Origin of the sequence: Streptomyces sp. NBC_00237 (assembly GCF_026342435.1) — a bacterium.
In the GTDB taxonomy this organism is placed as follows: domain Bacteria; phylum Actinomycetota; class Actinomycetes; order Streptomycetales; family Streptomycetaceae; genus Streptomyces.
The window spans coordinates 1,030,925-1,053,638 of record NZ_JAPEMT010000001.1 but is presented as its reverse complement, the minus strand read 5'-3'; the positions used below and the strand labels follow the sequence as shown (position 1 = coordinate 1,053,638).

Annotated in this window: 14 protein-coding genes, 1 tRNA gene and 1 pseudogene; 9 read left to right on the top strand and 7 right to left on the bottom strand. The window is 71.2% G+C overall.

Annotated elements, in window-relative coordinates:
- Positions 1-19: 19 nt before the first annotated feature.
- From mfd to OG897_RS04585, 3 genes are all read right to left on the bottom strand, one after another.
- Entirely contained in the window at positions 20-3,550 is a 3,531-nt protein-coding gene (gene mfd / locus OG897_RS04595) for a transcription-repair coupling factor (RefSeq protein ID WP_266653055.1), read from the bottom strand.
- 269 nt (positions 3,551-3,819) lie between these two features.
- Entirely contained in the window at positions 3,820-6,396 is a 2,577-nt protein-coding gene (locus OG897_RS04590; RefSeq protein ID WP_266653054.1) for an ABC transporter permease, read from the bottom strand.
- Entirely contained in the window at positions 6,393-7,181 is a 789-nt protein-coding gene (locus OG897_RS04585; protein ID WP_266653053.1) for an ABC transporter ATP-binding protein, read from the bottom strand. Before OG897_RS04585 ends, OG897_RS04590 begins: the two co-directional genes overlap by 4 nt.
- A 359-nt stretch (positions 7,182-7,540) precedes the next feature.
- Here OG897_RS04585 and OG897_RS04580 point away from each other — a divergent pair, with 359 nt between their 5' ends.
- A complete protein-coding gene (locus OG897_RS04580; protein WP_266656569.1) occupies positions 7,541-9,124 on the top strand; it encodes an MDR family MFS transporter in 1,584 nt (527 codons plus the stop codon).
- A gap of 422 nt (positions 9,125-9,546) precedes the next feature.
- Here OG897_RS04580 and OG897_RS04575 read toward each other — a convergent pair whose 3' ends face one another.
- The 3 genes from OG897_RS04575 to OG897_RS04565 form a co-directional block, all read right to left on the bottom strand.
- Positions 9,547-10,434, bottom strand: a complete 888-nt coding sequence (locus tag OG897_RS04575) for a cellulose-binding protein (protein WP_266653052.1) — start codon at positions 10,432-10,434, stop codon at positions 9,547-9,549.
- Between the two features lie 192 nt (positions 10,435-10,626).
- A complete protein-coding gene (locus tag OG897_RS04570; protein ID WP_266653051.1) occupies positions 10,627-13,176 on the bottom strand; it encodes an SUKH-4 family immunity protein in 2,550 nt (849 codons plus the stop codon).
- An 8-nt stretch (positions 13,177-13,184) separates the two neighbouring features.
- Complete coding sequence (locus OG897_RS04565; RefSeq protein ID WP_266653050.1) at positions 13,185-14,174, bottom strand: SMI1/KNR4 family protein; 990 nt, start codon at positions 14,172-14,174, stop codon at positions 13,185-13,187.
- 699 nt (positions 14,175-14,873) lie between these two features.
- Between OG897_RS04565 and OG897_RS04560 the strand changes: the two are divergent.
- Positions 14,874-15,362 (top strand): annotated as a pseudogene (locus OG897_RS04560) (YwqJ-related putative deaminase); the annotation flags it as partial.
- A 10-nt stretch (positions 15,363-15,372) separates the two neighbouring features.
- A complete protein-coding gene (locus tag OG897_RS04555) occupies positions 15,373-15,900 on the top strand; it encodes an SUKH-3 domain-containing protein (RefSeq protein WP_266653049.1) in 528 nt (175 codons plus the stop codon).
- A gap of 53 nt (positions 15,901-15,953) precedes the next feature.
- Here the strand turns inward: OG897_RS04555 and OG897_RS04550 are convergent, their stop codons facing one another.
- Positions 15,954-17,294: a sensor histidine kinase gene (locus OG897_RS04550; protein WP_266653048.1), complete on the bottom strand. Its 1,341-nt coding sequence runs from the start codon at positions 17,292-17,294 to the stop codon at positions 15,954-15,956.
- A 161-nt stretch (positions 17,295-17,455) separates the two neighbouring features.
- Between OG897_RS04550 and OG897_RS04545 the strand changes: the two genes are divergently transcribed.
- From OG897_RS04545 to pth, 6 genes are all read left to right on the top strand, one after another.
- Complete coding sequence (locus OG897_RS04545) at positions 17,456-18,334, top strand: hypothetical protein (RefSeq protein WP_266653047.1); 879 nt, start codon at positions 17,456-17,458, stop codon at positions 18,332-18,334.
- Between the two features lie 11 nt (positions 18,335-18,345).
- Positions 18,346-18,419: transfer RNA gene (locus tag OG897_RS04540), tRNA-Gln, on the top strand.
- Positions 18,420-18,573: 154 nt separating this feature from the next.
- Entirely contained in the window at positions 18,574-20,031 is a 1,458-nt protein-coding gene (gene glmU / locus OG897_RS04535; protein WP_266653046.1) for a bifunctional UDP-N-acetylglucosamine diphosphorylase/glucosamine-1-phosphate N-acetyltransferase GlmU, read from the top strand.
- 103 nt (positions 20,032-20,134) lie between these two features.
- Positions 20,135-21,112 (top strand): ribose-phosphate diphosphokinase, encoded by a 978-nt coding sequence (locus OG897_RS04530; RefSeq protein WP_266653045.1) that lies wholly within the window; start codon positions 20,135-20,137, stop codon positions 21,110-21,112.
- A 242-nt stretch (positions 21,113-21,354) separates the two neighbouring features.
- Positions 21,355-21,933 (top strand): 50S ribosomal protein L25/general stress protein Ctc, encoded by a 579-nt coding sequence (locus OG897_RS04525; RefSeq protein WP_266653044.1) that lies wholly within the window; start codon positions 21,355-21,357, stop codon positions 21,931-21,933.
- 108 nt (positions 21,934-22,041) lie between these two features.
- Positions 22,042-22,668, top strand: a complete 627-nt coding sequence (gene pth, locus OG897_RS04520) for an aminoacyl-tRNA hydrolase (protein ID WP_266653043.1) — start codon at positions 22,042-22,044, stop codon at positions 22,666-22,668.
- The last annotated feature ends 46 nt before the right edge of the window (positions 22,669-22,714 follow it).

Sequence of the window (22,714 nt, the reverse complement as noted above, 5' to 3'; positions counted from 1 at the left end):
GCGCGGACGGACCCCCGCCTCAGCTCAGGATCGTCGTCAGGAACTCACCGGTCCAGGACAACAACTCCCGCCCCACCACCGGCTTCCCTCCGATCTTCCCTCCCGTCGGCCTCGGCACCAGGATCTGCCCCGCCGCCCCCTTGATGACCGTCCGCGGATACAACCGCTTCAGCCGCAGCTCCTGCGACTCCCTCAACTCCACCGGCGCGAACCGGATGTTCGGCCCCTGGAGCACGATCTCTCCGACCCCGCACGCCCGCGCCAGCATCCTCAGCCCCGCCACCAGCAACAGGTTCTCCACGGGCTCCGGCAGCTTGCCGTACCGGTCCGTCAGCTCCTCCCGCACCGCGGTGATGTCGGCCTCGGTCGTGGCCGCCGCGATCGCCCGGTACGCCTGGAGCCTGAGCCGCTCCCCCGGCGCGTAGTCGTGCGGGACGTGCGCGTCCACCGGCAGCTCGATCTTCACCTCCAGCGGAGCCTCTTCCTCCGCCGTCCCGTCCACGGCCGCCCGGTAGTCGGCGACGGCCTCCCCTACCATCCGGATGTACAGGTCGAAGCCCACACCTGCGATGTGCCCGGACTGCTCCCCGCCCAGCATGTTGCCCGCGCCCCGGATCTCCAGGTCCTTCATGGCCACGTACATGCCCGCACCCATCTCGGTGTGCTGGGCGATCGTCGCGAGCCTCTCGTGCGCGGTCTCCGTCAACGGCTTCTCCGGCGGGTACAGGAAGTACGCGTACCCCCGCTCCCGCCCGCGCCCGACCCGCCCACGCAGCTGATGGAGCTGCGACAGCCCGAAGTTGTCGCCCCGCTCCACGATCAGCGTGTTCGCGTTCGAGATGTCGATCCCCGACTCCACGATGGTCGTCGAGACGAGCACGTCGAACTTCTTCTCCCAGAAATCGACGACGACCTGCTCCAGCGCCGCCTCCGACATCTGCCCGTGCGCCGTCGCGATCCGCGCCTCGGGCACGATCTCCCGGAGCTTCGCCGCCGCCCGGTCGATCGACTCCACCCGGTTGTGGATGTAGAAGACCTGCCCCTCCCGCAGCAGCTCGCGCCGGATCGCCGCCCCGATCTGCTTCTCCTCGTACGGACCGACGAAGGTCAGCACGGGATGGCGCTCCTCCGGCGGCGTCGTGATCGTCGACATCTCGCGGATCCCGGTGACCGCCATCTCCAGCGTCCTCGGAATCGGAGTCGCCGACATCGTCAGCACGTCCACGTTGGCCCGCAGCTTCTTCAGCTGCTCCTTGTGCTCGACGCCGAACCGCTGCTCCTCGTCGACGATGACGAGCCCCAGGTCCTTGAACTGCGTCTCCTGCGAGAACAACCGGTGCGTACCGATGACGATGTCGACCGCACCGTCCTTGAGCCCGGCGAGCGTCGCCTTGGACTCACTCTCGCTCTGGAAACGGCTCAACGCCTTCACGCTCACCGGGAACTGCGCGTACCGCTCGGTGAACGTCCCGAAGTGCTGCTGCACGAGCAGCGTCGTCGGCACCAGCACCGCCACCTGCTTGCCGTCCTGTACGGCCTTGAAGGCGGCGCGCACCGCGATCTCGGTCTTGCCGTACCCGACGTCACCGCAGATCAGCCGGTCCATGGGCACGGACTTCTCCATGTCCTCCTTCACCTCGGCGATGGTGGACAGCTGGTCGGGGGTCTCCACGTACGGGAAGGCGTCCTCCAGCTCGCGCTGCCAGGGGGTGTCGGGTCCGAAGGTGTGCCCGGGGGCCGCCATCCGCGCGCTGTACAGCTTGATGAGGTCGGCGGCGATCTCCTTGACCGCCTTCTTCGCCCGCGCCTTGGTCTTCGTCCAGTCGGCCCCACCGAGCCGGTGCAGCGTCGGAGCCTCGCCCCCCACGTACTTCGTGACCTGCTCCAGCTGGTCCGTCGGGATGTACAGCCGGTCTCCGGGCTGCCCGCGCTTGGCGGGCGCGTACTCGACGAGCAGGTACTCGCGAGTCGCACCCTGCACGGTCCGCTGGACCATCTCGATGTAGCGCCCCACGCCGTGCTGCTCGTGCACGATGAAGTCGCCGACCTGGAGGGTGAGCGGGTCGACGGACTTGCGCCGCCGGGCGGGCATCCGCCCGAGTTCCTTGGTGGCGGTGCGCTGCCCGGTCAGATCGGTCTCGGTCAGCACGGCCAGCTGAAGCACCGGGTCGACGAAACCGTTGTCGAGAGACCCGCACGCCACGTGCACGACGTTCGGCGAGATCTCCGCGAGGTCGGCATCGAGCCGCGCCGCGATCCCCTCTCCCGACAACACCTCGACCGTACGGGAGGCGGGCCCGTGCCCCTCCGTCACGAACACGGTGCGCCAGCCGTCCGCCAGCCACCCCTTGGTGTCGGCCAGCGCCTTCGCGGTGTCGCCCCGGTACATCTCGGGGGCGTGCATGCCGAGCTTGAGGGTGTCGTCCTCGAAGTCCGCGGCATCGGCGGCGAAGGGCGAAACCGACCACCACATCATCCCGAGCTCGCGCGCCCGGTCCCGCACGTCGGCGATGCCCCACAGGGACGCCGCACCCACGTCGATGGGAGCCACGCCGCCGCCCGCGGTGGCCGCCCACGACGCCTGGAGGAACTCCTGGCTCGTCGCGACGAGATCCGCGGCCCGGGTCCGCACCCGCTCCGGATCGCAGACGACCGCCATCGCCCCCTCGGGCAGAACGTCCAGCAGCAGCTCCATCTCGTCCAAGAGAACCGGAGCCAGCGACTCCATCCCCTCGACGGCGATCCCCTCGGCGATCTTGTTCAGCAGCTCCCCGAGCTCGGGGTGCGCCTCCGCGAGGGCCGCGGCCTTGCCCCTGACCTCGTCCGTCAGCAGCAGCTCCCGGCACGGCGGCGCCCACACCCCGTGCGCCGCGACCTCCAGGGACCGCTGGTCGGCCACCTTGAAGTACCGGATCTCCTCGACGTCGTCCCCCCAGAACTCCACGCGCAGGGGGTGTTCCTCGGTCGGCGGAAAGACATCGAGGATCCCGCCCCGTACGGCGAACTCGCCGCGCTTCTCCACCAGCTCCACCCGCTGGTACGCGGCCGCCGCGAGCGCCTCCGTCACCTCGCCGAGGTCGGCGCTCTGCCCGGACCGCAACGCCACGGGGACCAGTTCGCCGAGCCCCTTGACCTGCGGCTGAAGCACGGACCTCACGGGAGCCACGACCACGCTGACCGGACCGGCGGCGGGGTCGTCGGCGCTCGGGTGGGCCAGCCTGCGCAGTACCGCGAGCCGACGCCCGACGGTGTCCGAGCGGGGCGACAGCCGCTCGTGCGGCAGCGTCTCCCAGGCCGGGAACTCCGCCACGGAGTCCTCCGGCAGCAGCGTCCGCAGCGTCGCGGCCAGCTCCTCGGCCTCGCGCCCGGTGGCGGTGACCGCCAGCACGGGCCGACCGGCGTCGCGGGCGAGGGCGGCGAGGACGAAGGGGCGGGCGGCGGAGGGTCCGACGAGGTCGACGTGCATGCGGTGGCCGTCGACGGCGGCCTTGACCGCTTCGGCGAGCGCCGCGTCTCGTACTACCGCATCCAGCAGGCCGTGCAGGCTCATGAAAGGCATCCATCCGAACGCTTGATCACTGAGGTGGACCGCACTGCCCCGCCGGGGCCGGGGCCGAGCGGGCAACGCGAGCCGCCCGACACGTCTCACGGGCCGGGGGCTCCCAGCCTACGACGCGCCACGAGGGGCCGCTGGCCGAACGGGGGCCTCACGGGACCGCACCACCGCACGGCTCCGCCGCGTGGATGCGACACGCCGAAGGCGGGGCCGGGGGCCGGGGGTGGAGCCCCCGCCACCCCCACCCCGCCCCCGCCCCGGTCTCAGTCCGTCGCGATCGCCGTGAGGATGTTGAGCCGAGCCGCCCGAAACGCCGGAACGAGCGCCGCCAGCAACCCCACCAGCGCCGACGCCACGAACACCACCCCGATCGTGCTCCACGGAATCTCCAGAATGGTGATCCCCTCCAACGCCATCAGCTTCTGCGCCGCCGTCCCCCACGCCAGCCCGAGCCCGAGCCCCAGCAGCGCCCCGAAGAGGGCGATCACCACCGACTCCAGCCGGATCATCCGCCGCATCTGCCGCCGCGAGAGCCCGATCGCCCGCATCAGCCCGATCTCCCGGGTCCGCTCGACGACCGACAGGGCCAGCGTGTTCACGACCCCCAGCACGGCCACCACGATCGCCAGCCCCAGCAACCCATAAACGATGTTGAGCAACTGATCGATCTGCGCCTTCAGGTCCTTCTTGTAGTCCGTCGAGTTCAGCACCTTGTACTGCGGGTACTGCGCCACGGCCGCCTTCATCGACGCGTACGCCGTGTCCGCCTGCCCCTCCGCCGCCTTCGCGAAGAGCATCATGTCCTGCGGCATCCGGTCGGCGGGGATGTGCTGCGCGGCGGTGGCGATGCTCAGGTACATCGCCCCCTTGTCGACGTTCACGTCGTCCGACGTGATGGCCGCGACCCGCAGCTTCACCGCCTTCCCGGCAGGGAAGACGACGCCCAGCTCGTCCCCGACCTTCACCCGGTGCTGCTGCGCGTAGTCCTGCCCGACCGACATCGCCCCCGGCTCGTACGCCTTCGCCAGCTCACCGGACACCGTCGCCCGCCGTACGTCCTGCATGTACGAGGGATCCGTGGCCGACAGCATCCGCCGCCCGGACGTCCCGTCGGGCGCGGTCACCCGGGCGTCGACCCCCTTGTAGTGGGTGACGCGGGCGAGGCCGTCGGCCTTCTCCACGGCCTTCCGGGCCTGCGGCAGCACGGGCTGCCCGTTGTTCGACCGTACGGTGAAGTCAGCGCCCACCGAGCGGTCCAGCTCGTCCGTCGCCGAAGCCACCATCGACGACGCGCCGACCGAGAGGCAGGCCACCAGCGCCAGCCCGATCATCAACGCCGACCCGGTCGCTCCGGTACGCCTCGGGTTGCGCAGGGCGTTGCGCTCCGCCATCCGCCCGACGGGTCCGAAGCCCCGCAGGACGACAGCCCCGAGCCCCTTCACCACGAAGGCCACCAGCAGCGGCCCGATCACGACGAACCCCACCAGGCTGCACACCACGCCCACGCCGAGCAGCAGCGCGCCCTCGCCCGACTTGGTCGCCTGCCCGGCGGCGTACAGCCCGGCCCCGCCCGCCAGCGTCAGTACGGTGCCGAGGACCGCCCGCACCCGCCCGGACTTCCCGTCGGCCGGGACCCCCACGTCGCGCAGGGCGGCCATCGGGGACACCTTCCCCGCCCGCCGCGCCGGAAGGTACGCGGCGACGACCGTCACGACGACCCCCAGCACCAGCCCGATGACCGCGGTGGGCCACCTGAAGGTGAGGTCGGTGGTCGCCAGGTTCATGCCGATCGCGCTCATGAACTTCATCAGCCCGAGGGCGAGTCCCACCCCGGCCCCGACGCCGAGGACCGACCCGACGACACCGAGCATCAGCGCTTCGAGCAGCACCGACCGGTTGACCTGCCGCCGGCTGGACCCGAGCGCCCGCATCAGCCCGATCTCCCGGGTGCGCTGGGCGACCAGCATGGAGAACGTGTTGATGATCAGGAAGACGCCCACCAGCAGGGCGATCCCGGCGAAGCCGAGCATCGCGTACTTCATGACGTCGAGGAACGACGCGAGATCGCTCTTGTTCTCCGCCGCGTTCTCCGCCTTGGTCTGGTACGTGTACGCCCCCGCGCCGAGCGCGCCGCTCACCTTCTCCTTGAGCCGCACCTCACCGATCCCGTCCCCGGCGGTGACGTTGATCCCACTGAACAGCCCTTCCCTGCCGAGCAGTTGGCGCTGCGCGGTGGCGGTGTCGAGGAAGACGAGGGTCGCGCCGGGATTGGTGGTCCTGAAGGTGGCGATCCCGCTGATCCGGGCGGTGTGGTCCCCCGTCACGGCGATGGTCCGCAGCTCGTCGCCGATCTTCAGCCCGTGCTTGTCGGCGGTGTCGGCGTCGACCATGATCTCGGTGGGCCCGCGCGGGGCGTGCCCGGAGGTGATGTCCAGGGAACGGGCGTTGCTGCCGGACCAGTTGCCCGCGAAGGTCGGGGCACCGTTCTCGGACCCCATGTTCTCGTTCTTGCCGTTGACGACGGTGACCGACTCACTGCTGACGGTTCCTTCGGCGTCCCGCACGCCCTCCGTCCGCTTCAGCGTGCCGACGGCGGCGGCCGGAACGGTCAGCGGGCGACCGGAGTTGACTGCCGAACTGTCGTCCTTCTCCTTCTTCGGCGTCACGGTGACGTCGGCGGAGGTGGTCGCGAAGAGCTTGTCGAAGGTGGTGTTCATGGTGTCGGTGAAGACGAGGGTCCCGCAGACGAATCCCACCGACAGCAGGACGGCGACGGCAGAGAGCGCCATGCGGCCCTTGTGCGCGAAGAAGTTGCGCACCGAGGTCTTCCAGACGGTCATGACGTCCGCCCCCGCCCGTCAAAAGCCTTCATGCGGTCCAGTACGAGTTCGGCGGTCGGCCGCCGCATCTCGTCGACGATCCTGCCGTCCGCGAGATACAGCACACGGTCCGCGTACGAGGCGGCCACCGGGTCGTGGGTGACCATCACGATGGTCTGCCCCAGCTCGTCCACGGACAGCCGCAGGAAGTCCAGCACCTCGGCACCCGACCGGGAGTCCAGATTCCCGGTCGGCTCGTCCCCGAAGATGATCTCGGGCCGGGCCGCCAACGCCCTTGCCACGGCGACCCGTTGCTGCTGACCGCCGGACAGTTCGGTGGGCCGGTGCTTCAGCCGATCCCCCAGACCCACCGTCTCCACGACCCGCCGCAGCCACTGAGGGTCGGGCTTGCGGCCCGCGATGTCCATGGGCAGCGTGATGTTCTCGATGGCGTTGAGCGTGGGCAGCAGGTTGAAGGACTGGAAGATGAACCCGATCCGGTCCCGCCGCAGCTGCGTCAGCCGCTTGTCCTTCAGTCCCGTGATCTCGGTGTCGGCGAGGTGGATCTCCCCCTCGGTCACCGTGTCGAGCCCGGCGAGGCAGTGCATCAGCGTGGACTTGCCGGACCCGGAGGGCCCCATGATCGCCGTGAACTCGCCCCGCGCGATGTCCACGTCGACGTGGTCGAGCGCCACGACGCGGGTCTCCCCGACCCCGTACGCCTTGACGACCTGCCGTGCGCGCGCCGCGACGGCCGCGTTCCCGTGCGTGCCCCCGTGCTGGGGAATGCCTACCGCCGTTGTCATGCCAAGTCCCCTTGTCCAGTCCCGTACTTCGCCTCATTCCACGCTAGAGAGGGGACCGCCGGGGCACGTCGCCCGTGGGTACCAAGCGGGGGCTGCGCCGAAGTAGGGGAATTCCACCCGCACTTCTCAACCCCTGGGTGGAGCGCGGGCCGGGGCCGCTCCACCCGTTGCGCGCCCTCCCCTGTCCGACCTGCGGGTGAGACGCTGTGCCGGGAAAATACGTGCAGGGGGAAGGGAATTCGGTGGCCGACAAAGATGTAAGTGGCACGGTCGAGGGCGCCGGGGAGACAGTCCCACCCACCGCCACAGCCGCACCCACAGCCGCCTCCGCGCGGCGCGGGCCGGTCGTCGCCGCGCTCATGCTGAGCATGGCGCTGGCGGCGCTCGACGGCACGATCGTCTCCACGGCCGTCCCCCAGATCGTCGGGGACCTGGGCGGATTCACCGTCTTCTCCTGGCTCTTCTCCGGCTACCTCCTCGCGGTGACGGTCACCCTCCCGGTGTACGGGAAGCTGTCCGACACCTTCGGCCGCAAGCCCGTGCTCATCACGGGCACAGCCCTCTTCCTCCTCGGCTCGGTACTCTGCGCGTTCGCCTGGAACATGCCCGCGCTGATCGCGTTCCGCATCGTGCAGGGCCTGGGCGGCGGAGCGATACAGGGCACCGTCCAGACCGTCGCCGCCGACCTCTACCCGCTCAAGGAACGCCCGAAGATCCAGGCCAAGCTGTCGACGGTGTGGGCGGTGTCGGCGGTCGCGGGCCCGGCGGTGGGCGGGGTCCTGGCCACGTACGCGGACTGGCGCTGGATCTTCCTGATCAACCTGCCGGTGGGCGCGCTCGCGATGTGGCTGATCGCGAAGTACCTGCGGGAGCCGGGGCGGGAACCCGGGGCCTCCGCTGTACGTTCTCGTATCGACTGGCCCGGTGCACTCGCCGTGTTCGCCTGCGGCGGGCTGCTGTTGACGGCGCTGGTGCAGGGCGGGGTCGTCTGGCCGTGGCTCTCCGCCCCGTCCCTGGCCCTGTTCGCGGCGAGCGCCGTACTGGTGGTCGTGGTCGTGGTGGTGGAACGGCGCGCGGCCGAACCCATCCTGCCCGGGTGGGTGTGGCGGCGGCGCACGATCGCCTCGGTGAACGTGGCGCTGGGCATGCTCGGGCTGCTGATGGTCGCGCCGGTGGTCTTCCTGCCGACGTACGCGCAGTCGGTCCTCGGCCTCGGCCCGACGGCGGCGGGCTTCGTGCTGTCGATCATGACGTTGAGCTGGCCGGTTTCGGCGGCGCTGAGCCAGCACGTGTACCGGCGGATCGGGTTCCGCCAGACCGCGATCATCGGGATCTCGCTGGCGACGGTGATCCTGCTGGCGTTCCCCCTCCTGCCCTTTCCCGGCTCGGCGTGGATGCCCGCGCTGATCATGCTGCTGCTCGGCGGGGCGCTCGGGCTCTTCCAACTCCCGTTGATCGTCGGAGTGCAGTCGACGGTGGGCTGGTCGGAGCGGGGCACGGCGACGGCGTCGATCCTCTTCTACCGGCAGCTCGGGCAGAGCGTGGGGGCGGCGGTGTTCGGCGCGGTGGCGAACGCGACGCTGGCGTCGCGGCTGGAGTCGGCTCCGGGGGCTCTCCGGGAGGGGCTCCCGGCGGACCTTGACTCGGTGTCCCACGCGCTGACCGACCCGGAGTCGGCGCTCGGTGCGGGGGCGGCGGAGTACCTGCGCAGGGCGGTGGACGCGGCGGTGGACCATGTGTATCTGGGGGCGGCGGGGGCGGGGTTGTGTGCTCTGGTGGCGTTGGTGGTACTGGCTCCGAGGAGGTTTCCGGTACTGGGAGAAGCGGACCCCTCCGACGCGGGGTCGGGCTCCGGAGAAGCGACCTCCAGGGGCGCGGGGAACTGCGCGCCCAGCCCCCACGCACCCGCACATCCGACCCCCAAGCCTCGCGAGTTTAGGTGAAGGATGGGGTCTCCCCTGCTCGAACGAAGTTGAGAGCTTGGGGAAGGGTCTGGGGCGGCCCGCCGCAGGCGCACCCGGGTGCGGCGCACCCAACGGTGGAGGTAACAGCGGGCAGCACCGGGGTAGGCCCGGAGCGAGAGGGGCCGCCCCCTTGCCCGCCCGTCCCGCCCCCGGGGGGCGGCCCCGCCGCCCAAGGAGGCTAGGCGGGAGCGGAGGGGTGGAGCCCAAGGGGGCGAGGCGGGAGCGCGGGCCAGGGGGTGAGGTGGAGCGGAGCCCAAGGGGGCTGGGCGGAAGCGGAGCCCCAGGGGGGAGGCGGGAGTGCAGGACAGGGGGTGAGGTGGGAGTGCGGGGCAGGGGGTGAGGTGGGAGTGCGGGGCAGGGGGTGAGGGGTGTAGCCCCTGGAGGTGGTGTTGGGGCTGTGGTCAGCCCTCGGCGGGGGCGCGGCCGGTCAGAGTGGCGAGGCTGTTGCGGACGTGGGACATGTGGGACTGGACCTCTTCGCGAGAAGCCTCGTGCTCCCTCAGCACACGCTCCGTCTCCCGCTCCACCCCCGCCTCCACCCCCCGCGCCTCCGCCACCAGCTCCGCCCCCCGCGCCTCCGCGTCCTCCTGCCCGTGCCGGGCCTCCTCCTCCGCCTCGGCCAGCCCCCGCCGCGCGGCGGCGAGCACCGCCTCCGCCCGCGCCGTCAGCGCCGCGTAGTGCTCGTCGGCCTCCGCCTCCCGCGCGGCGAGCGCCCGTTCGCCCGCCTCCCAGCGTTCGGCGTGCTCCTTCTCCTGGTCGGTACGGATGCCCTCGGTCCGCTTCCGCGTCTCCTTGAGGGCCGCCTGCGCCCTGGTGCGCCACTCCTTGGCGTCCCGCCGGGCTCCGGTCCGTACGTCGTCCGCCTCGGCGTTCGCCGCCGCCAGCAGCCCCGACGCAGCCTCCTCGGCCTCCGCAAGGATCTGCTCGGACGCCGCCCGGGCCGCGTCCCGGACGGCCAGCGCCCGTGCCTCGGCCGCCCCGGTCAGCTCCGCCGCGTCGTTCTCCGCAGCCGAACGCAGCTCGTCCGCCGACTCCTGTGCCAGGGCCAGGATCGTCCGCGCCCGCCCGCCCAGCGACTCGTACGTCTGCGGCGGCAGCTGGGCGACCCGCTCCCGCAGCTCACCCGCCTGCGCCTCCATCTGCTTGGCCAGTACGGTCAGCCGCGCCGCCCGCTCCCACGCGTCGTCGCGGTCCCGGAACAGCCCGTCGATCCGGCGGTCCACCTGCTCCGGGCGGTAGCCGCGGCCCCGTGCCGTGGTGAATCCGTGGGGTGACGTCGATGCGCTCATCCTTGTTTTCCCCTTTCTCTGCGGCGACCAGGAAACAGACCAGGGACTCCGGCAGATCATGATGTAACGGACTCAAGTGTCCATAACCCGACACTCTGCCCGATGGCCGCCCCCGTTCGGGGCAGGGAAACGGCCGGGGCGCGCGACCCGATCGCTCAGGTCACGCGCCCCGTCCCGGTGTCGAGCCGCGTCCTACAGCAGCCCGTCCCACATCTGCTCAAGCAGCACCGACCACCAGCTCTCCGGCGACGCCAGCGCCGCCGGGTCGAGCGCGGCCAACTGCGCCTGGAAGTCGACGGTCCAGCGGCCCGCCTGCTCGGGGTTGAGCCCGAAGCGCAGCCGCCACATCCGTCCCAGCAGTGCCAGGGACCGTACGAACTCGGGCAGACCCGTGTTCACGAACTGCGGCGGCACGGGCTGACCGCCGGGCCCCGCCTCGACCGGTACGGCCACGATGTTCGCCGTGCCGTACTGCACACAGATCGCGCGCCCGAAGTCCGACCCCATCACGAGGTACGAGCCCGCGTCGGTGGCGGGCTGCACACCGCGCTGCTGGGCCAGCTCCGCCAGGGTCGGCACCGGCTGGCCCGGCGCCGCCTGCGCCCAGAAGAACGGCCCGAAGTCGACCGGCAGACCGGCCCACATCAGCGTCATCGCGACGGCCTCGGGCACGCCCTGGCGGGACACCGCGTTCTGGTCGAAGCGGAAGACCGCCTGCGGACCGAACGCCGAGACCAGCTCGTGCGCCACGCCCTCGGGACCGACCGGCGGGATCTGCGGCAGCTGGCTCGGGTGCGGCAGCGGCGCCCGCACCGGGGCGGGCCGCGCCGGACCGTCGGCGACCTGGTGCAGCTCGCCCTGGTGGGTGAGCAGGTGCCGCATGCCCTGCTGGCGCGAGGTGTGGTCGGTGCCGTACGGGGCGACGCTGGTGATCCGCACCTGGGGCCAGGTCTCGCGGATCATGCGGGCGCAGTACCCGCCCGGCAGCTCGCAGGACTCCAACTCCGTGTGGAGTTCGAGGACTTGCTGCGGCGGGACCTGCATGGCGCGCAGCTCGTGCAGCATCTGCCACTCGGGGTGCGGGGTGCCGGGCGCGGAACGGCGGATGAGCTGCTGCTCGGAGCCGTCCTGGGCGCGGTAGCGCAGCACCGCCTGGTAGCCGGGGCCGACCGTCGGCAGCCCGGAGGGGGGCTGCTGCGGCGGGTAGCCGTAGGCGGGCGGGGCCTGGTGCGGGGCGTGCGGCTGCGGGGCGTGCTGCTGCTGGGCGTGCGGCGGCGGCATGTTCGCGGGCGGCGGCTGCATGTGCGGCGCCTGCATCTGGGCGTGCGGGGGCGGCATGGCACCGGGCTGCCCAGGAGGGCCGGGGGGCTGGGGAGCCCGGGGACCCGCCGGGCCGCCGGGACCGCCGAGGCTGCCGCCCGGCGGCGGACCGGCCAGCATGGTCGCCGCGTGGTGGACTCCCCCACCGGGAGGCGGAGTCGAGCCGGGAGCCCCGGGCGGACCGGGAGGCTGCGGAGCACCGGGAGCACCAGACGTACCAGGGGCACCAGGCACACCGGGAGCACCGGGCGCTCCAGGCGCTCCAGGCGCTCCGAGGTGCGGAACCATCGCCGTCGGTACGTAACCACCCGCCGGCACACCCGGAGCCCCGGGCCCCGAGGGCGGGGCCATCGCGCCGGGCCGCGCCCCGGGAGTGCCGGGGGCGCCGGGCGGCGGCGGAGTCGTCGAGCCGCCGCCGCGCCGGGCACCGGGCGGCAGGGTGGCCTTGCTGGTCGCGGCGTCGGCGATGTCCTCGGCCCCCGCGGAGAGACCGGGCGGACGCGGCGCACCGGGAGCACCGGGAGCACCGGGAGCCGCAGGCGGCTGCGTACCGGAACCCGGCCCCTGCCCCGCTCCCGGCAGCGGCCGAGGGGTCGACGGGTCCGGCAGCGCGGGCGACACCGCGGTGCTGGGGAGCTGGCTGCCGCCCTGGAGGAGCGAGGTCTTGGCCTCGGGTCCCACGCCGGGCGGCGGGGTGTCGTCGTCGTCCGCCCCGACGAGGGGCGGCGCGAACATGGTGGCGGGCAGCGGAACGCCGCCCGCGTCGGAGTTGGTGTCGGTACCGGCCCACGGGGTCGCCCCGGCGGGCGGGGCGGTCGGGGCGACACCCCGGTGGGGGGCACCGGGCGTGCCGGGCGCGGCGGGCGCGCCGGAACCGGAAGCAGGTCCGGCCCCCGCACCCGTACCGGAAGCGGAACCCGTGCCGGGCCCAGAAGCGGAGACAGAAGCAGCGGGAGCGGGAGCGGGAGCCGACGGCTCACCCGATCCGGCCGCACCGGTCCCGGACGACGAACCGGAGGAGCCGGACGACGCCCTCCGGTCCGGGACCCCCATCTTGTCCGCCGCCTCCTGCAACCACTCGGGCGGCGTCAGCAGGAAGGACGTCTGTTGCAGGTCGACGCGCTGCGGCGGGGCCGGAGCAGGTTCGTCCGGTTCGCCTCCCTGACTCCCGTACTCCTCCTCGTACCGCCTGATCACCTCACCGACCGGCATCTCCGGCCAGAGCGTGGCCTCGCCGCTGTCGCGGGCGATGACCAGGCGCTGCCGCCCGCCGTCGGAGACCGGGCCGTTCTCCCGGTCCTCCGCCCACACCACGAAACCGAGGTCGAACTCCCGCACCCGCACCTCCCGGTGCTGGTACGCGGGGACGTCCCCGTTGACCCACTCGTCCGCACGTTCCTGAGCCTGCGCGAAAGTCACCATCGGACTTGTCACCCCTCGTCCGAGTCCACGACGGGCACGGCGTGCGCGAAGCCGCCGTCCACCATCAGATCCGCCACCGTCTGCAACTCCGGCGGACTGCCCGCCAGCCGTTGCAGGAATTCGTCGAAGTCGTCGCCGCAGGGCAGCAGCAGGCGCTCCACCCGCTCCTGTACCGACCAGCCGTCCCGGTCACGCGCGTCGTCGTACGCGCAGAACCACACCGAACCGGCTTTCTCCCCGCGCACCTTCACGGCGAGGATTCCGCCCTGCACGAAGGTGACGCCGAGGTAGTCCTTGGTCAGGTGATCGCGCAGACACTTGTTGACGTACACCAGATCGTTGACGCCCGCCTCGTCGCGCACCGTGAAGAACGGCTGGTCGACCAGCAGCCCCAACTCCGCGTCCAGCGCCGCCCCGACGGGCGCGCACCCGCCCGCCGCCTTCAGGAAGGAGCGGTACGCGCCGGGCAGCCGGAACCCCAAGTCCTCCTCCACGCCCAGCACCTGGGCCTCCGACACCGCGACCGTCCCCTTCGGCAGGCCGAAGTGCACCGGGCGCGTCTCCTGGAGCGGGCGCGTGCCCCGCTTGTCCTGGTCGACGGCCGTCGTCGCGAGCCCGCCGTGATGACGCAGCAGCGCCTTCACCTCCACGGGTACGAGCTGCATGCGACGCGTGTGCGGTACGTGGTGCCAGGTCCAGCCGTGCGGGGTGGCGACCGGGTCGAGCGTCTCCCACAGCTCGTGGCCCTCGGCGTGCAGGGCGGCGTTGGCCGACACGTAGTCGGTCAGCCGGAGCTCGTCCACGCCGAAGCCCTCGGGGGGCTCGGCGATCTCGGCGGCGGCGCGCGCGTAGGGCGCGAAGTCCGGATAGCCCTCCCCGTCCACCCGCACACCGTGGGGGTGGCGGGCGGCCCGGACCGGGTCCGGGAAGTTCACGAGCTGCCCGGCGTAGGCCGCGTTCGGTGGCGCGGCCTCGTGCCCGAGCCGACCTGTCGTCATGGCTGTTGCCCCCTGCTGCGTCTGGCTGATTCACCACAGCCTATGCGGTGGTGCAACAGGGGGACCTGCCCCCGGAGGGCCTCCGCGACGCTCGTACGGGCTCGTGCGTCAAGGCCGTGACCGGGGGTCGACCGGCCCTCCACGGCCCGTCACCCACGCCCGGCCCACAGCCCTCCCGAACCTCCCCGCTTCGGGGGGACGCGCCCGAACCAGTGCCCCAGCTTCCCCACGACAGGGCACATTTGGCAGGCTGTCCCCGCAACTCGGGGGATTGCAGGGAGGGAACGCACCACCATGCACACTGCACAAACAGGAAATGCGCCCACAATGCGGGCAACGGGGACGACAGAGGCGACAGGAGCCGCGGGCACACCAGGAAGCAGCACCAGCACCGCCAGCACTACGAGCACCGCCAGCACCACGAGCAACGCCACGATGCACCTCACGGGCCACCGCGACGGGACCGCGCCGAAGACGGCCGCCGGTCCGTCGACGGCCGCACGGGTTTCGTCGGCGTCACCGGCCGCACCGGGCCCGTCAACGGCAACCGCTTCGTCGGCATCGACGGGGCGCGGCACGGGCGACCCACGCCCATCGGGCGACCGACGTACGTCAGGCGCCCCGCGCACGTCGGGTGCCCCGCACGCGTCGGGTGCCCCGCACGCGTCAGGCGCCCCGCACGCGTCAGGCGACCCACGCACATCGGGCGACCCGCGCCTCAGCTGGAGCAGCACCGGCGCCGAGGCCGCGACGCCCACCCTCCGTCACCGCCGCGACGGCATACTCCCCACCGTCGCCGCCGCCCTGTCGGTACGCGGCGCGGACACGCTCACCTGCACCGCGGGCAAGGGCGACCAGCCTCCGACGCTGCACCCCCTCGTGCAGGACTTCCTGGACACCCTGACCAGCGGCCAGCGCACCCGCTCCACCGGCCGCTGCCCGGAGGCGATCCTGCTCTCGCGGCACCTCACGGCCGCCGAGTCGGGCCGCTCCAAACGGGCCGCCCGCAAGCCGCTGACAGCACACGAGGCCCGCCGCTCCCTCAAGCACTCCAAGCTCACCGCACGCCGCATCCGCGAGGACGGCGACCCGCTGCACGGCAGCTACGCGCCGCCCTGCCGCGCCTGCACACCGCTCCTCGCCCACTTCGGCGTACGCCCGGTGGACCCCACAGCCGAGAAGGGCTGATCCGCACCCCATGCCCCCCACTCCCGCCAACGGGCCCTCGCACCTCAACACCAGCACCACCCGCTTCCCCGTGGCCGTCGACGCGGCCCTGCGCGAAGCGGGCTGGCAGCCGGGCCGCTGGGACATAAAGCAGGCCGAACACTGGGCCGACACCCTGCGCGCCCACACCTCGCCCGCCGGGCACCGGCACACGGTGTTCCCGGCGGCGGTCGAAGCCTGGGCGGAGTTCGGCGGCCTGCGCATCAACCCGCCGGGCGCGGGCCGCCAGATCGCCCCGACCGCACTCCACCTGGACCCCCTCCACGGGCTCCACCTGGCCCGCACCCTCGCGGACCTGGGCCGCGCCCTGGACACCCGGATCTGTCCGCTCGGCCAGGAGACGACGCCCACCGGCACTCCGCAGGGCACCCTCGCGATCGACACCGAGGGGCGGGTCTACAGCCTCGACCACACCGGGGACTGGTTCCTGGGCCACACCGTGGACGACGCCCTGGCCACCCTGATCACAGGCACCCAGCCCGCCCGCCTCACCACCTGACCCCGCACCCCGCGCCCCACAACCCCGCCCCCCACACCCCGCCACAGGGCCGATCACCCCACCGGCAGCACCGCCGACACCCGGAAGCCCCCCGCCTCCGTACCCCCTGCCACGAAAACGCCGCCGAGCGTCGTCACCCGCTCCTTCATCCCCACCAGCCCGTTCCCCCCGCTCGGCAGGCCGACCTCCACCGCCCCCGCGTCCGACACCCCGTTCTCCACCTGCATCGCGACCTTCCCCTCGTCCCCCCGGTAGGCGATCCGCACCCACGTCTTCGCCCCCGCCGCATGCTTGTGCACGTTCGTCAGCGCCTCCTGCACCACCCGGTACGCCGTCTGCTCCACCAGCGCCCCGCACTCCACGGGCTCCCCGTCCACCGACAGCTCCACCACCATCCCCGCCGCCCGTGACTGCTCCACCAGCGCCTCCACGTCCGCCAGACACGGCCCGCCCTCGGCCGCCGCCGCAGCAGCCGCAGCCGCCGCCCCCACCGCCGCCAACGGCACCGGCCCGGCGGCGGCCCCCGCGCCCCCACCGGCGGCTGCCTCCCGCACCACGGCGTCCCCCGACCGCAGGACCCCCAGCATCTCGCGCAGCTCCGTCAGCGCCTGCCGCCCCATGTCCCCCACCAGCGCGGCGTTCTTCACGGCCTTCTGCGGGTCCTTCAGCGCCACCGCCTGGAGGGCCGCCGCATGCACCACCATCAGACTCACCCGGTGCGCCACGACGTCGTGCATCTCCCGCGCGATCCGCGTCCGCTCCTCCGTGCGCGCCCACTCGGCCCGCTCCTCGGCCCGGTCCGCGAGCAGCGAAAGCTCCCGCTCCAGCGAATCCGCCCGCTCCCGCAAGCTCTCCATGAGCCGCCGCCTGGCCCCTATGTACAGCCCGAGCAGCACCGGCGGCGCGGCCATCCCCAGCGCCAGCACCACCGACATGACCACCGTGTAGCCGCCGCTCTGCTCGAAGTCCCCGTCCTCCTGCCCCGCCAGCGACCGCATCCGCACCCACGACGCCACCAGCGTCCCCACGAACGCCATGCTCGCCAGCAGTGCGGTGATCTTCCGAGGCACCTCGGAAGCGGCCAGCGTGTAGAGCCCGATGATGCTCAACAGGAAGCCCATCTCGGCCGGGGTCACGGCGATCGACAGCAGCACCACGGCAATCGGCCACCGCCGCCGCACCAGCAACGACGACCCGACCACCAGCCCCAGCAGCACCCCGAGCACCATCGGCACCCGGGTCTCCTGGGTGAACGCGATCCCCTCGACGACACACTCCGCGGCCGACACCACGGCCAGCCCCGCGTCGAGCACGACGCTGCGCCGCCGCTCCCACCACCAGAAGCGCGGACTGGTCAGGCCCACGTCGTCCCGGCTTTCCCCCGTAACGGTCATACGAACCAGCCTACGGGCGACCCCCACCCCTTTTCCTGCGACTTCTCCAGCTCCAGCACGGAAGCGATCACACCGCCACCGATTCGGCCACAGCCCACCCGAATCCCTGAATCGCCCACGCTTTCGGCACACGCGTCCGCTCAGCGAACAAAGCTGCCCACATGACGACCACACCACCGCGCAACAAGTACGCGGACTTCGAGAACCTGCGCACCCAGGCGATCGCCCTGCGCCGCGAGGGCCTCAGCCGCCGCCAGATCCGCGACCGCATCCACGTCGACAACAACGACCTCCTCAACCGCCTCCTCGACGGCGAGCCCGCCCCGGAGTGGACCAAGCGCCCCAACGCCAAGGACGACCTGCGCGAGAAGGCGCGTGAGCTCCGCCTCAAGGGGATGACGTACGACGAGATCCAGGTCGAGCTGGGGTGCTCCAAGGGGTCGATCTCGCTCTGGGTACGGGACCTCCCGAAGCCCGAGCGCAAGCGCAGCACCGAGGAAGCGTCCGCCATCGCAAAGCGGGGCTGGGAAGCGACGATGCAGCGTCGCGAGCGGGAACGGCAGGACACCCACGCACAGGCACGTGCCGGTATCGGAGCCATGAGTGAGCGCGAGCTCTTCCTCGTCGGCGTGGGGCTCTACTGGGCGGAAGGGTCCAAGTCCAAGATCCATCGCCCCCTAGAGCGGGTCACCTTCGTCAACAGCGACCCCCGCATGATCCAGATCTTCCTCGCCTGGCTCAAACTGGTCGAGGTCACGCCCGACCAGGTGCGCTTCTACGTGCACGCCCATGAGTCCGCCGACGTGTCCGGCATCGAACACTTCTGGTCCGACTTCGTCGGCGTGGACTTCGCCGAGTTCGGCAAGACCACCTTGAAGAAGCACAACCCCAAAACCAACCGCAAGAACACCAACGACGCATATCGGGGCTGCCTTGTGATCCAAGTCCGTCAGAGCGCAGCCTTGTACCGTCGCATCGAGGGCTGGTTCTGCGGCATAGTAGATGCCGCACCGCTTCCCGATCAGCAAAATCGGACATAAGCGGTAGACCCTCCCAGGTCGTCTAATGGCAGGACAAATGGTTTTGGTCCATTGAATGAGGGTTCGATTCCTTCCCTGGGAGCCACAAAGTTCGGGTCCTGACCTTTCGGTCGGGACCCGCCCTCGTTTCCCCTCCGTAACCCCCCGGTATCCTGCGGAAGTCCACCCCGGAACCCTTGGAGTCCCCGTACTCCCCGGAAGTCCGCCGGAAGAACCCGAAGAAGCCGAAGGGCACCACCGTGAGCGCCAATAGCCCGGCAGCCGTCGTCGTCCTCGCAGCGGGTGAGGGCACCCGCATGAAGTCGGCCACCCCGAAGGTCCTGCACGAGATCAGCGGGCGCTCGCTCGTCGGCCACGTCGTCACCGCAGCCCGTGAGCTCGACCCCGCCGACCTGGTCGTCGTCGTCGGCCACGCCCGCGAGAAGGTCGTCGCCCACCTCGGCGAGATCGACCCCGAGGCGCACACCGCCGTGCAGGAGCAGCAGCTCGGTACGGGTCATGCCGTACGGATGGGGCTTGAGGCCCTCGGCGGCAGTCCGTCCGGGACCGTCGTCGTGGTCTGCGGCGACACTCCCCTCCTCACCGGTGCCACGCTGACCGCCCTCGCGGCCACGCACTCGGCCGACGGCAACGCCTGCACCGTGCTGACCGCCGAGGTCCCGGACTCGACCGGGTACGGCCGCATCGTGCGTGACCCGAGCACCCAGGCGGTCACCGCGATCGTCGAGCACAAGGACGCCTCGGACGCCCAGCGGGCGATCCGCGAGATCAACTCCGGTGTCTTCGCGTTCGACGGCGAGCTGCTGGCGGACGCGCTCGGCAAGGTGCGTACGGACAACAGCCAGGGCGAGGAGTACCTGACCGACGTCCTGGGCATCCTGCGCGAGGCCGGTCACCGGGTCGGTGCGTCCGTGGCCGCCGATCACCGCGAGATCCTCGGCATCAACAACCGCGTCCAGCTCGCGGAGGCCCGCAGGCTCCTCAACGCCCGTCTGCTGGAAGCCGCGATGCTGTCCGGCGTGAGCGTCATCGACCCGCAGTCGACGTTCATCGACTGCACGGTGACCTTCGGGCAGGACGCGATCGTCCACCCGGGCACGCAGCTCCTGGGCTCCACGCACATCGCCGCGGACGCCGAGGTGGGCCCGAACACCCGCCTCACCGACACGAAGGTCGGGATCGGCGCGCGGGTCGACAACACGGTCGCCGTCGACGCCGAGATCGGCGCCGCCGCCAACGTCGGCCCGTTCGCGTACCTCCGCCCCGGCACCAGGCTCGGCATGAAGTCCAAGATCGGTGCGTACGTCGAGACGAAGAACGCGACGGTCGGCGAGGGCACGAAGATCCCGCACCTCTCGTACGTCGGTGACGCGACGATCGGCGAGTACAGCAACATCGGTGCGGCGAGCGTCTTCGTGAACTACGACGGCCAGTCCAAGCACCACACCACCATCGGCTCGCACTGCCGCACCGGCTCGGACAACATGTTTGTGGCTCCTGTCACTGTCGGGGACGGCGCGTACACCGCCGCCGGATCCGTGATCACGAAGGACGTTCCGGCGGGTTCGCTGGCCGTGGCCCGTGGACAGCAGCGGAATATCGAGGGTTGGGTGGCCCGCAAGCGTCCGGGAAGTGCCGCCGCGCAGGCCGCTCAGACGTCCTCCGCCGACTCTTCCGAGGCGGACGGCGAAAGCTGACCGGAAACAGGTGCTCCGCGCACCGCGTACCGTGATAGATGCACACCATTTCGGCTGGCTCGCAGGCTGCTGGCGGCCAGAAACACTCTGAGGAGACCGTGCTGTGACCGGGATCAAGACGACCGGCGAGAAGAAGATGATGCTCTTCTCCGGACGGGCACACCCCGAGCTGGCCGAGGAGGTCGCACATCAGCTGGGTATCGGTGTCGTACCGACGAAGGCTTTCGACTTCGCGAACGGCGAGATCTACGTCCGCTTCCAGGAGTCCGCTCGCGGCGCCGACTGCTTCCTGATGCAGAGCCACACGGCTCCCATCAACAAGTGGATCATGGAACAGCTCATCATGGTCGACGCGCTGAAGCGGGCCTCGGCCCGTTCCATCACGGTGATCGTGCCGTCGTACGGGTACGCCCGTCAGGACAAGAAGCACAAGGGCCGCGAGCCGATCTCGGCGCGTCTGGTCGCCGACCTGCTCCAGACCGCCGGTGCGGACCGCATCCTCACGGTGGACCTGCACACCGACCAGATCCAGGGCTTCTTCAACGGCCCCGTCGACCACCTCACCGCACTGCCGGTCCTCGCGGACTACGTGGGCGCGAAGGTCGACCGCTCCAAGCTGACGATCGTCTCCCCGGACGCCGGCCGCGTGCGCGTCGCCGACCGCTGGTGCGACCGCCTGGACGCCCCCCTCGCCATCGTGCACAAGCGCCGTGACAAGGACGTCGCCAACCAGGTGACCGTCCACGAGGTGGTCGGTGAGGTCAAGGGCCGCGTCTGCGTCCTGGTCGACGACATGATCGACACGGGTGGCACGATCTGCGCCGCCGCCGACGCCCTGTTCGCGCACGGCGCGGAGGACGTCATCGTGACGGCCACGCACGGCATCCTGTCGGGCCCGGCCGCCGATCGTCTGAAGAACTCCAAGGTGAGCGAGTTCGTCTTCACGAACACGCTGCCGGACCCGTCCGACCTGGAGATGGACAAGATCACGGTGCTGTCCATCGCCCCGTCGATCGCCCGCGCGGTGCGCGAGGTCTTCGAGGACGGTTCGGTGACGAGCCTCTTCGAGGAGCAGTCCTAGTACGTCGTAGCCGTACGGAGAAGGGCCGCCCGGGACACCTCGGGCGGCCCTTCTCCGTACCGTACGAAGTGATCGATTGGGCCGTACGTGATAGTGCGGCTAGACTTCCGGAGTTGCTCGGCGAGGGAAGCTGTTCCAGCTCTTCCGTTATCGACGCGCTCTTCGTAGCAGGCTCCGCAGCGGGCCGTTCGTGTGGCCGGGTGACGTCCTACCCCGTTTCCACCATTACGAGGAGTGCAGTCATGGCTGAGGTCAAGCTCACCGCTGAGGTCCGTACCGAGTTCGGCAAGGGCGCTGCCCGCCAGACCCGTCGTGCCAACAAGGTTCCGGCCGTCATCTACGGCCACGGCGCCGACACCGTGCACATCACGCTGCCGGGTCACGAGCTCATGATGGCGCTCAAGACCAGCAACGCCCTGCTGAACCTGGACATCGAGGGCCGCTCCGAGCTGGTCATCCCCAAGGCCGTTCAGCGTGACGCCATCAAGCGCACCATCACGCACGTCGACCTGCTCGCGGTCAAGAAGGGCGAGAAGGTCACCGTCGAGGTCTCCGTGATCTCCGAGGGCGACCTGGCGCCGGGCTCCAACCTCCTGGAGAACGTGCTGAACACCCTCTCGGTCGAGGCCGAGGCCACCCACATCCCCGAGTCCGTCACCGTCTCGGTGCAGGGCCTGGACGCCGGTGACTCGATCCTGGCGAAGGACGTTCCGCTGCCCGAGGGCACCACGCTGGTGACGGACGCCGACGCCGTCGTCATCCAGGTCGTCTCCGCGCAGGCCGAGGAGCCGGCCGCGGACGCCGAGAGCACCGAGGGCTGAGCCTCTTAGCTCCGACGCTTTGCTGCGCAGCCGCCGTTCCACCCCCTGCGGGGACGGAACGGCGGCTGCCGTGTGTGGGGTCCCGTTCGGTATGAAGGAGAGATGCAGATGACCACCCCGAGTCCGGCCGGTTCCCCGGTCGCGGCCCCGGACCCCTCGGCCCCCTGGCTCGTCGTGGGCCTGGGCAATCCGGGCGGCGAGTACGAGGCCAACCGTCACAACGTGGGCTGGATGGTCGCCGACCTCCTGGCGTCCCGCATGGGCGGCAGGTTCAAGTCGCACAAGGCGCGTGCGCAGGTGCTGGAGGGCCGGATCGGTCCTCCGGGCCCGTACAACCGCCGGGTGGTCCTGGCGAAGCCGCTGTCGTACATGAACCTGTCGGGCGGTCCGGTGACGGCGCTGCGTGACTTCTACAAGGTGCCGACCGCGAACATCGTGGCGATCCACGACGAGCTGGACATCGACTACGGGGTGCTGCGGCTGAAGCTGGGCGGTGGCGACAACGGTCACAACGGTCTGAAGTCGATGACGAAGTCGATGGGTCCCGACTACCACCGGGTCCGGTTCGGCATCGGCCGTCCGCCGGGCCGGATGCAGGTCGCCGACTTCGTGCTGAAGGACTTCTCCTCGGCGGAGAAGAAGGAGCTGGACTACTTCGTGGACCGGGCGGCGGACGCGGTGGAGGCCCTGGTGATCGAGGGCCTGGAACGGGCGCAGTCGACGTACAACTCCTGAGTTCTCGCGTACGTCCTGAGCTCTCATGTACGTCCCTGAGTTCTCG

Coding starts and splice junctions, on each gene's coding strand:
- OG897_RS04575 (WP_266653052.1), bottom strand. CDS start 10,434: ATGAGCGCATCGACGTCACCCCACGGATTCACCACGGCACGGGGCCGC.
- OG897_RS04550 (WP_266653048.1), bottom strand. CDS start 17,294: ATGACCGTTACGGGGGAAAGCCGGGACGACGTGGGCCTGACCAGTCCG.
- OG897_RS04565 (WP_266653050.1), bottom strand. CDS start 14,174: ATGACGACAGGTCGGCTCGGGCACGAGGCCGCGCCACCGAACGCGGCC.
- OG897_RS04570 (WP_266653051.1), bottom strand. CDS start 13,176: ATGGTGACTTTCGCGCAGGCTCAGGAACGTGCGGACGAGTGGGTCAAC.
- pth (WP_266653043.1), top strand. CDS start 22,042: ATGACCACCCCGAGTCCGGCCGGTTCCCCGGTCGCGGCCCCGGACCCC.
- OG897_RS04590 (WP_266653054.1), bottom strand. CDS start 6,396: ATGACCGTCTGGAAGACCTCGGTGCGCAACTTCTTCGCGCACAAGGGC.
- OG897_RS04585 (WP_266653053.1), bottom strand. CDS start 7,181: ATGACAACGGCGGTAGGCATTCCCCAGCACGGGGGCACGCACGGGAAC.
- OG897_RS04580 (WP_266656569.1), top strand. CDS start 7,541: ATGCTGAGCATGGCGCTGGCGGCGCTCGACGGCACGATCGTCTCCACG.
- OG897_RS04525 (WP_266653044.1), top strand. CDS start 21,355: ATGGCTGAGGTCAAGCTCACCGCTGAGGTCCGTACCGAGTTCGGCAAG.
- OG897_RS04545 (WP_266653047.1), top strand. CDS start 17,456: ATGACGACCACACCACCGCGCAACAAGTACGCGGACTTCGAGAACCTG.
- OG897_RS04555 (WP_266653049.1), top strand. CDS start 15,373: ATGCCCCCCACTCCCGCCAACGGGCCCTCGCACCTCAACACCAGCACC.
- mfd (WP_266653055.1), bottom strand. CDS start 3,550: ATGAGCCTGCACGGCCTGCTGGATGCGGTAGTACGAGACGCGGCGCTC.